This window comes from Thermosynechococcus sp. M3746_W2019_013 (assembly GCF_015296045.1).
GTDB lineage: Bacteria > Cyanobacteriota > Cyanobacteriia > Thermosynechococcales > Thermosynechococcaceae > Thermosynechococcus.
This window is the reverse complement of the sequence record NZ_DVDW01000053.1, coordinates 1-13,074: the sequence shown is the minus strand read 5'-3', so window position 1 is coordinate 13,074 and position 13,074 is coordinate 1. Positions and strand designations below refer to the sequence as shown.

General features: G+C 54.5%; 9 protein-coding genes. 3 read left to right on the top strand and 6 right to left on the bottom strand.

The annotated features are described in order from the left end of the window. Positions 1-22 precede the first annotated feature (22 nt). Complete coding sequence (gene psaA, locus IGQ16_RS09860; RefSeq protein ID WP_024125653.1) at positions 23-2,290, bottom strand: photosystem I core protein PsaA; 2,268 nt, start codon at positions 2,288-2,290, stop codon at positions 23-25. A gap of 354 nt (positions 2,291-2,644) precedes the next feature. Between psaA and IGQ16_RS09855 the strand changes: the two genes are divergently transcribed. Then, positions 2,645-3,043, top strand: a complete 399-nt coding sequence (locus IGQ16_RS09855) for a RidA family protein (protein ID WP_297061327.1) — start codon at positions 2,645-2,647, stop codon at positions 3,041-3,043. On the opposite strand, the gene IGQ16_RS09850 is transcribed toward IGQ16_RS09855, so the two are convergent. From IGQ16_RS09850 to IGQ16_RS09835, 4 genes are all read right to left on the bottom strand, one after another. Further along, positions 3,030-3,548, bottom strand: a complete 519-nt coding sequence (locus IGQ16_RS09850) for a DUF4330 domain-containing protein (RefSeq protein ID WP_297061325.1) — start codon at positions 3,546-3,548, stop codon at positions 3,030-3,032. The genes IGQ16_RS09855 and IGQ16_RS09850 overlap by 14 nt on opposite strands. Positions 3,549-3,791: 243 nt before the next feature. Beyond that, complete coding sequence (locus tag IGQ16_RS09845; protein WP_024125650.1) at positions 3,792-4,421, bottom strand: response regulator transcription factor; 630 nt, start codon at positions 4,419-4,421, stop codon at positions 3,792-3,794. Between the two features lie 18 nt (positions 4,422-4,439). Then, positions 4,440-4,787, bottom strand: coding sequence for a YbaB/EbfC family nucleoid-associated protein (locus IGQ16_RS09840; protein WP_024125649.1), 348 nt, complete (start codon positions 4,785-4,787; stop codon positions 4,440-4,442). Positions 4,788-4,848: 61 nt separating this feature from the next. After that, entirely contained in the window at positions 4,849-5,568 is a 720-nt protein-coding gene (locus IGQ16_RS09835) for a lipid-binding SYLF domain-containing protein (RefSeq protein ID WP_024125648.1), read from the bottom strand. A 360-nt stretch (positions 5,569-5,928) separates the two neighbouring features. On the opposite strand from IGQ16_RS09835, the gene IGQ16_RS09830 reads away from it, so the two are divergent. Together IGQ16_RS09830 and ndhD1 are read left to right on the top strand one after the other, a co-directional pair. Beyond that, complete coding sequence (locus tag IGQ16_RS09830; RefSeq protein ID WP_297061322.1) at positions 5,929-7,908, top strand: NAD(P)H-quinone oxidoreductase subunit 5; 1,980 nt, start codon at positions 5,929-5,931, stop codon at positions 7,906-7,908. A 49-nt stretch (positions 7,909-7,957) separates the two neighbouring features. After that, the gene (gene ndhD1 / locus IGQ16_RS09825) at positions 7,958-9,559 is read left to right on the top strand and encodes a photosynthetic/respiratory NAD(P)H-quinone oxidoreductase subunit D1 (protein WP_297061319.1); all 1,602 of its coding nucleotides are present in this window, start codon (positions 7,958-7,960) and stop codon (positions 9,557-9,559) included. A gap of 261 nt (positions 9,560-9,820) precedes the next feature. Here the strand turns inward: ndhD1 and IGQ16_RS09820 are convergent. After that, the coding region (locus IGQ16_RS09820; RefSeq protein WP_297061317.1) for a DNA methyltransferase at positions 9,821-13,074 on the bottom strand (3,254 nt) is incomplete at its 5' end.

The following is a 13,074-nucleotide window of genomic DNA, read 5'->3' as shown; positions in this document are numbered from 1 at the left end:
GTTGGTTATCTCCTCCTCGCCCCTATCCTACAGAAATAATTCGAGCTAGGAAGAATGCCCAAGTGGTGGCAATCCCCCCTAGGAGGTAATGGGCTACACCGACGGCACGGCCTTGAATGATGCTCAGGGCACGGGGCTGAATGGCCGGTGCAACTTTCAGTTTGTTGTGGGCCCAAACAATGGACTCAATCAGCTCTTGCCAGTAGCCGCGGCCACTGAAGAGGAACATGAGGCTGAAGGCCCAAATGAAGTGAGCACCCAAGAACAACAAACCATAGGCGGATAGGGCTGAACCATAGGAGCCAATCACCTGAGAAGCTTGTGCCCACAGGAAATCCCGTAGCCAGCCATTGATGGTGATGGCACTTTGGGCAAAGTTACCGCCCGTGATGTGAGATACCGTACCATCGGGGGCAACAGTACCCCAGACATCCGACTGCATCTTCCAACTAAAGTGGAAAATCACAACGGAGATGCAGTTGTACATCCAGAACAGACCCAAGAAGACGTGATCCCAACCAGAGACTTGGCAGGTGCCGCCACGACCGGGACCATCGCAGGGGAAGCGGAAGCCTAAGTTGGCTTTATCGGGAATCAGGCGAGAGCTGCGGGCAAAGAGTACGCCCTTCAGCAGAATCAGCACTGTCACGTGAATGGTGAAAGCGTGAATATGATGCACCATGAAGTCGGCAGTTCCCAAGACAATGGGCATCATGGCCACTTTGCCACCGACAGCAACCACATCACCACCAAAGGCGACACTAGCCGTCGCTGCTGCATTGGGAGCAGTGCCGCCGGGGGCTAGGGTATGTAAATTTTGCACCCATTGGGCAAACACGGGCCGAAGCTGAATCCCCGTATCGGAGAACATATCTTGGGGACGACCAAAGGCCCGCATCGTGTCGTTGTGGACGTACAGACCGAAGCTGTGGAAGCCCAAGAAGATGCACACCCAGTTCAGGTGAGAAATGATGGCATCGCGATGGCGCAGAACGCGATCCAGAACGTTGTTCTGATTCATGGCCGGATCGTAGTCACGCACCATGAAGATGGCACCGTGGGCAGCACCCCCCACGACCAGGAAGCCACCAATCCACATGTGGTGGGTAAACAGCGACAGTTGAGTTGGATAGTCAGTGGCCAAGTAGGGATAGGGGGGCATTGCATACATGTGCTGTGCCACAATAATGCTCAGGGAACCCATCATGGCAAGGTTGATCGCCAGTTGGGCATGCCAAGAGGTGGTTAGCACTTCATAGAGACCTTTATGGCCAGCACCTGTGAAGGGGCCTTTGTGGGCTTCGAGGATTTCTTTCAGGCTGTGGCCGATCCCCCAATTGGTGCGGTACATATGACCAGCAATGATAAAGAGGACGGCGATCGCCAGATGGTGGTGAGCCGTATCCGACAGCCAAAGGCCACCGGTAACAGGATTCAAGCCACCGTTAAAGGTCAGGAAATCCGAGTAGGCAGCCCAATTCAAGGTGAAAAAGGGAATAACGCCACTAAAGAAACCCCAATCCACTTTGGGATATAACTCGGCCATCAAGCTGGGGTTAAGAATAAACTCGTGGGGCAAGGGAATATCCTTAGCAGCAACCCCTGCATCCAAGAGTTTGTTGATGGGTAGTGAGACGTGGATCTGGTGACCTGCCCATGCCAAAGATCCCAACCCAAGTAAGCCGGCAAGGTGGTGGTTGAGCATGGATTCCACGTTTTGGAACCATTCCAGCTTAGGAGCGCGCTTGTGATAGTGGAACCAGCCTGCAAAGAGCATTAAGCCAGCCATGACCAAGCCACCGATTGCGGTGCAGTAAAGCTGGAACTCATTGGTGATCCCAGAGGCACGCCACAGTTGGAATAGCCCCGAGGTGATTTGGATGCCGTGGAAACCACCGCCGACATCACCATTGAGAATGCCTTGACCCACAATGGGCCAGACCACTTGAGCACTGGGCTTGATACCGGTGGGATCGGCCAGCCAAGCCTCATAGTTTGAGAATTTTGCACCGTGGAAGTACATCCCACTCAGCCAGATGAACACCACAGCCAGATGGCCGAAGTGTGCACTGAAGATTTTGCGGGAAATATCTTCAAGGTCGCTCGTGTGTGTATCAAAATCGTGGGCAAGAGCGTGGAGGTTCCAAATCCAGGTGGTGGTTTGGGGTCCTCGGGCCAAGGTGCGGTCAAAATGCCCAGGTTTTGCCCATTTTTCAAAAGATGTGGGCACCGGGTCATTATCAACCACGACTCTGACCTTTGGCTCTCGCTCCGGTGGACTGATGGTCATCGAGTCTCTCCTCTCTCTTAGGCAAGGAAGGAACGAGGGCATTCACCTCGAGAATATACAAAGATCTTTAGATCAGTGATTGTGAAGAATCGTGAATCTAAAGACCCACAATGGAACAATAAAGCCCGTTCAGGAGGCGAATGCTCAATTCAGCATTATAGAAGGGGAGTACAGACTTTGCCGATAATTAACATTATTTAAGATGCTTGAATTCTTGACATGATTGTGGGGGTATAAATGCATAATATATGGGCTATCATATCCATTGATTTGATACGGGTAGATGTGGCTCAATCCCCTGTAGAATGAGCAGTTGGGGCGATCGCGCCCTCGATAGTAATTGTTTTAAGTTTTATGACGAAAGTGATTATTTATACTACTGATGCGCCTATGCCCGTTGGTCCCTATAGTCAAGGCGTGCGGCAAGGGGACTGGGTCTTTCTTGCGGGGCAAATTGCCCTTGATCCAAAAACGGGTGAGATTGTTGGTGGCGAAGATATCAGGGAGCAAACCCGCCAAGTGATGGAGAACCTCAGTGCTGTCCTCAAGGCCGCTGGCAGCGATTGGTCACAGGTGGTGAAAACAACTGTATATCTCGCCGACCTCAATGACTTCGCAGCCATGAATGAAATCTATGCTCAGTACATGGATACTGAGGCGGCGCCTGCCCGTGCCTGTGTGGAAGTATCGCGGCTGCCGAAGGGGGTCAAGGTTGAAATTGACTGCATTGCCTACTGTCCTACAACGGCCTAACAGCAACCACTGAGGCACGGAAATTATATTCTTTGCCCTCTAGTTCTACGGGCGTCCCTACCTTGATGGCAGTATTCCCCAGTACAGGACCATTGTTCGTAATTTGGCCGCGGCCTTCGAGAGTCAAGAGCAGGTTGCTGCTAAAGGCCATCTCTGGACGGGGATCTGGCAGGGCTTTAACCGACCCATCGGGCTGGGAAACGGTAACCGTGCGCGGTAGAACCTGGACATTTTTCACGGTGACTTGGCCGTAGGGCTGGTTACGAATAATAAAGTTGGCGGTACTGCCCTTCGGGATCAGATTTTGGGGGGTAGGGGTGCTTAGGCCTAGGACTAGAATATCCACCTCAATCGGTTGTGCAGCGGTCATTTGTGCCAAGGAGGTGCCCGATCGCCCCGGCAGGAGGAATAACCCCGCCAAAACACACAGGAGAATAAGCCCTGCCCCAAGGTCTAAAAGACTCACCTTGCCAAAAAGGCGGCCATAGCGATCAATGAGTTTCATCGGCACTCTCGCTTAAACCCGCAGCAAGATTTTATCACACAGGTTCTCCCTAACTGGCTTGCCCAACCCAGAGTTCCCCCTGGGTACCCCTTGCTACGCTCCCTTGGGGTGCCAGGCAATGGTGGTGAAGTCATCGGAGGCTAAAGCCGTTGCCTCATGACTCTGGGATGCCATAGGACACAGGCTCTACACACCGACGGTTCCCCTTCACCATAACAAGTGTGCTTCAGTCTTGTGAAAGACCTAGACTAAACCGTTACGGAGGGCAACAACTGCCGCCTGCACCCGGTCATCCACCGCCAACTTGTTCAAAATACCGCGCACATGGGTCTTGACGGTATTCGGACTCAAAAATAGCTTGCCGGCAATTTCAGGATTACTGTAACCTTCCACCATTAGCTTCAGAACATCCAGTTCCCGCTGTGAAAGGTGATAGTCCATTGTCGGCTGGGGAGAATGCAGGTGCTGGATGACATGGCGAGCAATCTGGGGATCAAGGTAGGTGGCTCCCTCTTGGGCAGCCGCGATCGCCATCAGTAATCGCTCAACCCTTTCCCCCTTGATACAGTAGGCGTCGGCACCACTAGACAGGGCAGCAACAGCTTCAAGGGCAGATTGGTGAGAGGTGAGCATCACCACATGAATGTCAGGAAACTCTCGCTTCAGCCGCTGGGTAGCTGCAATCCCATCTAACCTTGGTAGGCCAATGTCCATAAGAACCACTTGCGGCTGTAACTGCCGTGTCAAATCAATGGCGCTATAGCCATCTTCGGCATAACCCACCACAGCAAACTGTTCCCCTAGGGCTTGTCCTAGCCCCAGTTGCATCATTGGGTCATCCTCAACAATCAGGAGCTGCAGCTTGGGTGCCATGGTGGGCGCAAAAGTGCATTAACCAAGACCCGGAACGTTCAAATTACCCGTCAACTCTTCCATCCGTTCCCGCATAGTGGCGGTGGATTTTTGGTACGCATCGCGCATGGCAGCTGTCACCAAATCGGAGAGCACTTCAGCCCCTTCACTCAGCAGATCGGGGCTGATTTCTACCCGCCGCGGCTCTTGGGTACCACTCATAATCACTTTCACGGCACCACCGGCGGCTTGACCCTCAATGTCCATTTTTTCAAGGTCTTCTTGAAGCTTCTTGGCGCCCTCTTGAACTTGCTGCGCTTTTTGGATAGCGGCGGCCAGCTCCTTCATTTTGCCAAGGCCGAAGCCAAAACCCTGTCCCTGTCCCATAGTGTTCTCTCTATACAACGCGGATTATTGACTGCTATCTTATCACTGTCTTGATGAGGGATCAGCGAGCGGCACGGGCAAGGGCATTGTAGAGACCATTGAGGACGGGAGGGGAAGGGAGGGGTGGCGAGTTCTCGAAAATTTGCGTCGGGGTCAGGTTGGAGCGGCCATAGAAGCGGGTACTGGCGCCACGGTCAAAACTAATGTTGGCGCCCTCAAGGGCAACGCCGGCAAAAAGACCTGCACTGCGCGTGTAGGAAAAGACTTGGGGACTAGGGTCGGTAGGACTGATGACTTCTCCACCCACAGGGCCGGCGGCAACGGAGACATTGCCCCCTAAGCGAAAGGACCGCGCCAAGCTGCGCATGATGACGGATTTATCCATGAAGGCCAGCACGACATCGGTGGATTGGGCGCCGATTTGCAGGCCAAAGCTCCCACCGGTCATTGTAATAAAGGCAGGCTTAGTCCATTGGTTCTTTTCATTGCGCACAAGCAGAACGCCGGCACCACGCCGACCACCAAAGATAAAGCCAGCTTGAACCACATTGGGAATAATGGCAATCCCTTGGGCACGCTGGATAATTGTTGGGGGAATGCGATTGCTGCTATTGAATGTAAACTCGCCGAGGACAAATGTGGCGTTTTCGACCCGCTGCACCATGCGCGAATCGGGGGCATTTTGGGCAAGGGCAGTAGGGGGGATGAAAATCAGGGCGATCGCCCCCCCAATGACAGACCCTAGCCAGTGCAAGCGTCCCATTACAAAATGCAATTCCATCGCGGTCTCCCTCATCGCTGCCTCAATGTATCCTTAGACAGGTGAGCCTTTCTTACTTGTTCCATCCCTACAGCCCTTTTCCCAAGGCTGCAAGGGACACAACGCCGTCAAAGTGACTGTCAAAGCTCATCAACCGATCATCTCATTTTTGTTAGATGTACGCCGGCTTTCAGGGAGGGGTGTCATCAGGTCTGGCGGCAAAGCTAAAGAAAATCCATATTTTTAATTTTCTGTAACTGGTACCCCTCGTTGCTTACTAAAAGGGATATGGCAGAATGTAAAGGGCTTTGCCTACACTAGCGATTCATACCTATTTGGTTGTCTAGGCAGGCAGCTCTCATGAAAAGTTAGGTGGCACGCATGGAACCCCTGTATCAGTACGCTTGGCTGATTCCCGTTTTACCCCTGTTGGGAGCGCTGATTGTTGGCTTTGGTTTGATTGCCTTCTCAGAGACCACTTCGAAACTGCGGCGTCCCAGTGCCATTTTCATCATGGCGTTGATGGCGATCGCCATGGCGCATTCCCTGAGTCTCTTCTGGAGCCAAGTCCAAGGCCACGTCCCCTATACCCAAATGATTGAATGGGCTGCGGCAGGCACTCTCCACATTGCCATGGGATACGTGATTGATCCCTTAGCGGCCTTGATGTTGGTCATCGTCACAACGGTGGCCTTTTTAGTCATGCTCTACAGCGATGGTTACATGGCTCATGATCCCGGCTACGTGCGCTTTTTTGCCTACTTGAGCCTGTTTGGTTCCTCAATGCTGGGGTTGGTGGTCAGTCCCAACTTGGTGCAGGTTTATATCTTTTGGGAACTGGTGGGGATGTGTTCCTACCTGCTAATTGGCTTCTGGTATGACCGCAAAAGCGCTGCAGAAGCGGCACAAAAGGCCTTTGTCACCAACCGAGTTGGGGATTTTGGCCTGCTGTTGGGGATGGTGGGCCTCTTTTGGGCAACGGGCACATTTGACTTTGCCGGCATGGGCGATCGCCTGACAGACCTGGTGAACAGCGGGCTACTCTCTCCTAGTCTTGCCGCCCTTCTTGCTATTTTGGTCTTTCTAGGGCCGGTGGCCAAATCTGCCCAATTTCCCCTGCACGTGTGGCTACCGGATGCCATGGAGGGTCCGACACCGATTTCTGCCCTGATTCACGCCGCAACCATGGTGGCCGCCGGGGTCTTCCTGATTGCGCGGATGTTCCCTGTATTTGAGCAATTGCCCCAAGTCATGGGGATCATTGCTTGGACGGGCGCCTTTACGGCGTTTATGGGGGCAACTATTGCCATTACTCAAAACGACATCAAAAAGAGCTTGGCCTATTCCACCATTTCCCAACTGGGGTACATGGTCATGGGGATGGGGGTAGGTGCCTACAGCGCCGGCCTCTTCCACCTGATGACCCACGCCTACTTCAAAGCGATGCTCTTCCTGGGATCGGGGTCAGTGATTCACAGCATGGAAGGGGTGGTTGGCCATAACCCAGACTTAGCTCAAGATATGCGCTACATGGGGGGGCTCCGCAAGTATATGCCCATTACGGGGGCAACGTTTCTAGTGGGGTGCTTGGCCATCTCTGGCGTGCCTCCCTTTGCCGGCTTTTGGTCAAAGGATGAGATTTTAGGTGCCGTCTTTCATGCCAACCCGGCAATGTGGCTGCTGACGTGGCTCACGGCTGGCTTAACCGCCTTTTACATGTTCCGCATGTACTTCATGACCTTTGAGGGCAAGTTCCGCAATGCGCCCCCAGAGCTACAGGAGCACCATGATCACGCTGCCCACCCGGATCACCACGCTGCTGAACCCCATGAATCTCCTTGGACAATGACGCTGCCTTTGGTGGTGCTAGCAATTCCCTCGACTTTGATTGGCTTTGTGGGCACTCCCTTCAATAACCTCTTTGAGGTCTTTATTTATGCCCCCGGTGAGGAGAGGGTGGCGGAGCACGCAGTGGATTTGACGGAGTTCCTCATCCTTGGGAGTAGCTCTGTGGGTATTGGCCTGATTGGCATCACTGTGGCCTACCTGATGTATGTCAAGGGCACCCCCCGTCCGCAGGCGATCGCCAAAGCCATTCAACCGCTGTACCAGTTCTCACTGCATAAATGGTATTTCGACGAACTCTATGAAGCGGTCTTTATCAAAGGCTGTCGGCGCTTAGCGCGTCAGGTTTTGGAAGTGGACTACAACGTTGTGGATGGCGTGGTTAACCTCACGGGTTTTGTCACGATGGTCACCGGTGAAGGGCTGAAATACTTCCAAAATGGCCGTGCCCAATTCTATGCCCTAATTGTGCTACTGGCGGTGTTGGGATTTGTCATCTTCTCAGTGCAAGCCTAGCCCCGGTCATCGTTCTTTCCCAACTGCTGGAGGAGTAAACACGATTGCCATGAGTACGTTTCCTTGGCTGACAACAATTATCCTGTTTCCCATTGTGGCTGCCCTGGCGATTCCTTTCATTCCAGATCCCACGGGCAAAGGACGCCCAATCCGCTGGTATGCCCTGACGGTGGGGTTGATTGACTTTGCCTTGATTGTCTATGCCTTCACCAATTTCTATGACCTGAACATCCCCGGCATACAACTGTGGGAAAGCTATGATTGGATTCCCGAAATTGGCCTGCGCTGGTCAGTGGGGGCAGATGGGCTCTCAATGCCGCTGATTTTACTCACGGGCTTTATTACCACACTGGCGATTTTGGCGGCTTGGCCAGTGACCCTGAAACCGCGACTGTTTTACTTTTTGATGCTGGCGATGTACGGTGGCCAGATTGCTGTTTTTGCCGTGCAGGATATGCTGGTGTTTTTCCTGGCGTGGGAACTGGAACTCATCCCGGTATACCTGCTCTTGGCAATTTGGGGCGGCCACAAGCGTCAATACGCGGCAACAAAGTTCATTCTCTACACCGCTGGTAGCTCCCTCTTTATTTTGGTGGCGGGCTTGGCCATGGCCTTCTATGGCGACACCGTCAGCTTTGATATGCAAACCTTGGCGGCCAAGGACTATGCCATTGGTTTTCAACTGCTGGTCTATGCAGGCTTTTTGGTGGCCTATGGCGTCAAGCTGCCGATTGTCCCCCTACATACCTGGCTGCCGGATGCCCACGGTGAAGCAACAGCGCCAGTGCACATGCTCCTGGCGGGGATTCTCCTGAAGATGGGAGGCTATGCCCTTATTCGTATGAACGTGGATATGCTGCCAGCCGCCCATGCCAAGTTTGCCCCCGTTTTGGTGATTTTGGGTGTCGTCAACATCATCTATGCGGCGCTGACCTCCTATGCCCAGCGAAATCTCAAGCGCAAAATTGCCTACTCCTCGATTTCCCACATGGGCTTTGTGCTGATTGGTATTGCCTCTTTTACCAATTTGGGCATGAGTGGGGCGGTGCTGCAAATGGTCTCCCACGGCCTAATTGGGGCCAGCCTTTTCTTCTTGGTAGGGGCTACCTATGACCGTACCCATACCCTGATTTTGGAGGAAATGGGCGGCGTTGGTCAGAAAATGAAGAAGATCTTTGCTATGTTTACAGCCTGCTCGTTGGCTTCCCTTGCTTTGCCGGGGATGAGTGGCTTTGTGGCTGAACTGATGGTCTTTATTGGTTTTGCCACCAGCGATGCCTATTCTTTGCCCTTCCGTGTGATTGTGGTCTTTTTGGCGGCAGTGGGGGTGATTTTGACGCCGATTTACCTGCTCTCGATGCTGCGGGAAATTTTCTACGGCCCCGAAAATAAGGAACTGGTCGAACATGAAGCCCTTGTGGATGCTGAACCCCGTGAAGTGTTTATCATTGCCTGCCTGTTGGTGCCGATTATTGGCATTGGCCTCTATCCGAAGCTATTGACGCAAATTTACGATGCCACAACCGGTCAGGTGATTGCGCGCGTGCGGGAGGTGGTACCGACACTGGCCCAGCAGAGAGAGCAGCCCCTGGGAATCCTGCCAATGGTGGCGCCCAGCTTGGACGCTGTGAGTGATTGGAGCAAGTTGTAACAAACGCATCCACTGCGCCATAGAAAAAATAGCAATTTCTTGCCAGCATTGGTTTACGATTTCCGCTGCCACCACCTTCCCAAAAAGACGGGCCCGCTCCTTCGTAACTAAGGATCACAAAATACGCCCCCGGCTGGGTGTAATCGTACCCCTTCAGCCGAATGCTGCGCCGATGGTGCTTTTCCGGGTCGTAGGGCACGGCTACACACTCCGTGCTTTTTCCGGTCGGGTTTTGTCGTAAGGCGAGGCGACGCGTCGCCCCTACACACTGCGGGCCTTCTCCAGCCGCGCCCGCACCAGCGCCACCACCGCCTCATACACTGCCTCACGCTCCCCGGCCGTCAAGCCCAGCACGTCAAACACCACATCGTCCAGGGCGCGACGGTCGGGCTGCAAGAGTTCTTTGAAGACAGGGTAAACATCGCGACTTTTTAGGCGATCAAAGGTTCTCTCGATTTCATCTTTTACAGGTATCAATGCGGATGGATCAATCGTGATGAAGTGCAAGATTTCAGGCCCATAAGTTGTAAGTAGACCTTCTCCAAGGTTCACGCGACCGAATAACTCTGAGATGAAAATAGCAAAGGTGGAGTTAGCCAATGCATTACACGCATCAGCAGCGCCACGGTCATTCCAAGAACCTACAAACATTATGTCTCCGGCCAATAATGAAGGAGTGACATTAATAGGCGTCCAATTGCGTTCGTGGCGAAATCGTAAAGCAACAAAATCAAATGAAGTTTGCTCCCCCACATCCCACCACCTCTGCCTACCCCTGCAGCTTGGGCGCAGGTGGAAGCCCTGCGATTCCCCCCATTTGATGTACTCGAGGGCGGCGGTGCCTTGGAGTTCGCTCTTGTCCTTGTGGCACATGAAGATTTTGTACTTGAGGTCTTCGGGCTTGATGACGATGGAGCGGCATTCGCGTGGGCTTTTGATCACCGGCTTGAGGAATTCCGGTTCGATGCGCCACTGGCGGATTTTTTCCTCGTCGAGGTAGAAGAACTCGTTGGCGCCGGTCTTGATGCCAAAGCGCACTTCGGCGATGTCGCCGAGGCGGACCAGTTTGCCCCGGCCCTTTTCCAGGATGGTGAAGAAGATGTCTGGGGCGCGCAGGTATTTGCCACCCCACTTGTTGCCGAGGTAGCGGGCGGTCTTGATGAGGGGGCCGCGGGATTTTTTCTTGGACGTGGAGCTTTCCTCCCCTTCGTCTTCGCCGGTATCGAGGCCTTCCTCAAAGAGGTCGCGCTGGGAGCGAACCGTGATGCGCCAGCGATCGGTGCTCTGGCGTTCGCTGGCGGCCTCGAGCGCCTTGAACGTATCGGCGCTGAGCACCTCCTCGAACGGGACTTTGAACATGACAAAGCGGGCGGTCTGGTCGAGTCCGCTCTCGCGGCGGTTGCCGGGCGGGGCGAGCAGGGCGATGATGGTGTTCACATCCGCCTGGGCAAAGGAGCGTTTCCGTTCGTTGTCGAGGATAAACTTGACATGGCTGTGCTTGAGGAGAAACTCCTGGAGGTCCGCACCGTAGCCAACATCGAGCCAGGAGTTGGAGGTGATGAAGCAGAAGCTGCCCTGCGGGTTGAGGAGGGCCAGCCCGTGCAGATAGAAGTAGATGTAGAGGTCGCTTTTGCCGTCGAGCTTGCGGAAGTCGGCTCTCGCGGGTTTGTAGCGGAAGAAGCGCGGCCAGGCGGCAGCGACGGACTCCTGGAGCTTGGCTTTGTAGGCTTTCTTTTGCTCTTTCCAGCGGTCAGAGGTTTCGCCGCCGAAGTCGTTGGGGTCGAGCGCGGGCGGGGCGATCATTTCCTGCCGAACATAGGGCGGGTTGCCAATGACAATGTCAAAGCCCTTTTTCTCCCCTTCGAAGATTTCCACAAAGGCGATGTCCCAGACGAAGGGAACCTGCTGCGGGCTCCTGAGTGCGGAGAGCGCGCGGGTGAGGCGGTCGAGTTCGGCCTCTTTTTCCTTGCGTTCGGCGCGGAGTTGCTCCATGTAACGTTGCGCAGCCTGATCGGTCCCAGCGTCTATGCCCGGCAGGGAGCCTTGTACCGCCGGCGATTTGATTTGCCGGGTGAGCTCGGCAATGTGGTTTTGTAGCGCGTGTCGTTTGTGGGCGAGAATGTCGCGGAAGAGGTCGAGTTCTTCTTTTTTGAGGTCAGTCTCGCGCAAGCCTTGTTCGCCCTGATAGAAGCGGAGTTTTTTGCCTTTGAGCTGGGTCAATCTGCCCTTAAGGGATGATGGAATATCCAAATGCTGGCGATGTAAGCCGAAGCTCGTGCCGCCGATCTCTTGGACGAGGCTATCGCCTTGGCGGATTTTGAAGGAGAGGTTGGGGAGGAGCGGACGGAATTTGAGCTCCGCCGGTTGAAGTTCCGTTTCGACCACCAGTTGCAGCCAGAGGCGCAGTTCAGCCACGTGGACGGCCCAATCCATCACATCCACGCCGTAGAGCTGCTCGCCGATGATGCGGCGGCGGCGTTCGTAGGGCGTTTCCTCAATGCCGAGTTGGGCATTGGCGCGGGCCTGGAGGTCGTCCAGCACCAGGAGCATGCCCACGAGGAACGAGCCGGAGCCACAGGCCGGGTCGCAGACGGTGATTTCGCGCAGCAGGCGGTGGAGTTCGGGCCATAGGTTCTGGTCGGCCAGCGCCGCATCGGCCTCCTCTTTCTCGGCCGGTTCGTAGGCGAAGACGGCGTCGTAAAGGAGCGGTTTTTTGTCTGCGCCGAGCCGATTGGCCAGCGCGTCCACCAGCGCCAGGCGGCATATCAGGTCAATCTCCACCCGCGAAGTGTAGAAAATGCCCGCAGCGCCGCGCTGATCCTCTTCGACGAGCCCCTCGGAAGTGAGGTTGACCAGCGACTCATAGACTTTGCCGATCATTTCGGGGTCCACGGCCACCTCAATGTCCAGCGGCGTAGATTCGGCGATGGTGAAGTTGTAGCGTTCGAGAAAGCCGGGGCTCGTGCCGTCAAACGCATCAAACAGCAGGGCGAAAAACTCGTCGCGGAGGCTGATGGTGTAAGCATCGTCGAGTTGGTTTCGCGTGAAGAGGCCGCCGTTGAGATAGGGGGCCAGCTGAAGCGCCGAACGAATGTCGTCGGGAAACTGCCGGTGGCCGCCGTGAAACTTGTTGTTGAACGCCTCGAAGAACAGGACGGAGAGCCAGCGAGCGAAGAAGGTGTCCTTGGGCTGGTCGGATGTTTTGTAAGCACGCCAGAAGTCCGCGAGAAAGTTGGGGTTGTCGCCGAGCCAGCGTTTGCGCTGGATGAAGTAAAGAAACATCAGGCGGTTGAGCAGTTGCAGGGCGTAATCGTGCGCCCAGACCTTGTCGGCTGTTGCACTGAAGAGCTGGCGTTGCAGCGTGGCGAAGACTTTTTTGTAATCGTCGAAGAATCGCCGGGTAACCGCTTCTACATCAAAGGTGCGGTTGAGTTTGTCGGTGAGGGTGGTGATGCGTGGCTCGCCTTGTTCAAGTTCGTCAAGGCTGAAAGCCAGTTCGCCCAGGCGCTCGACGG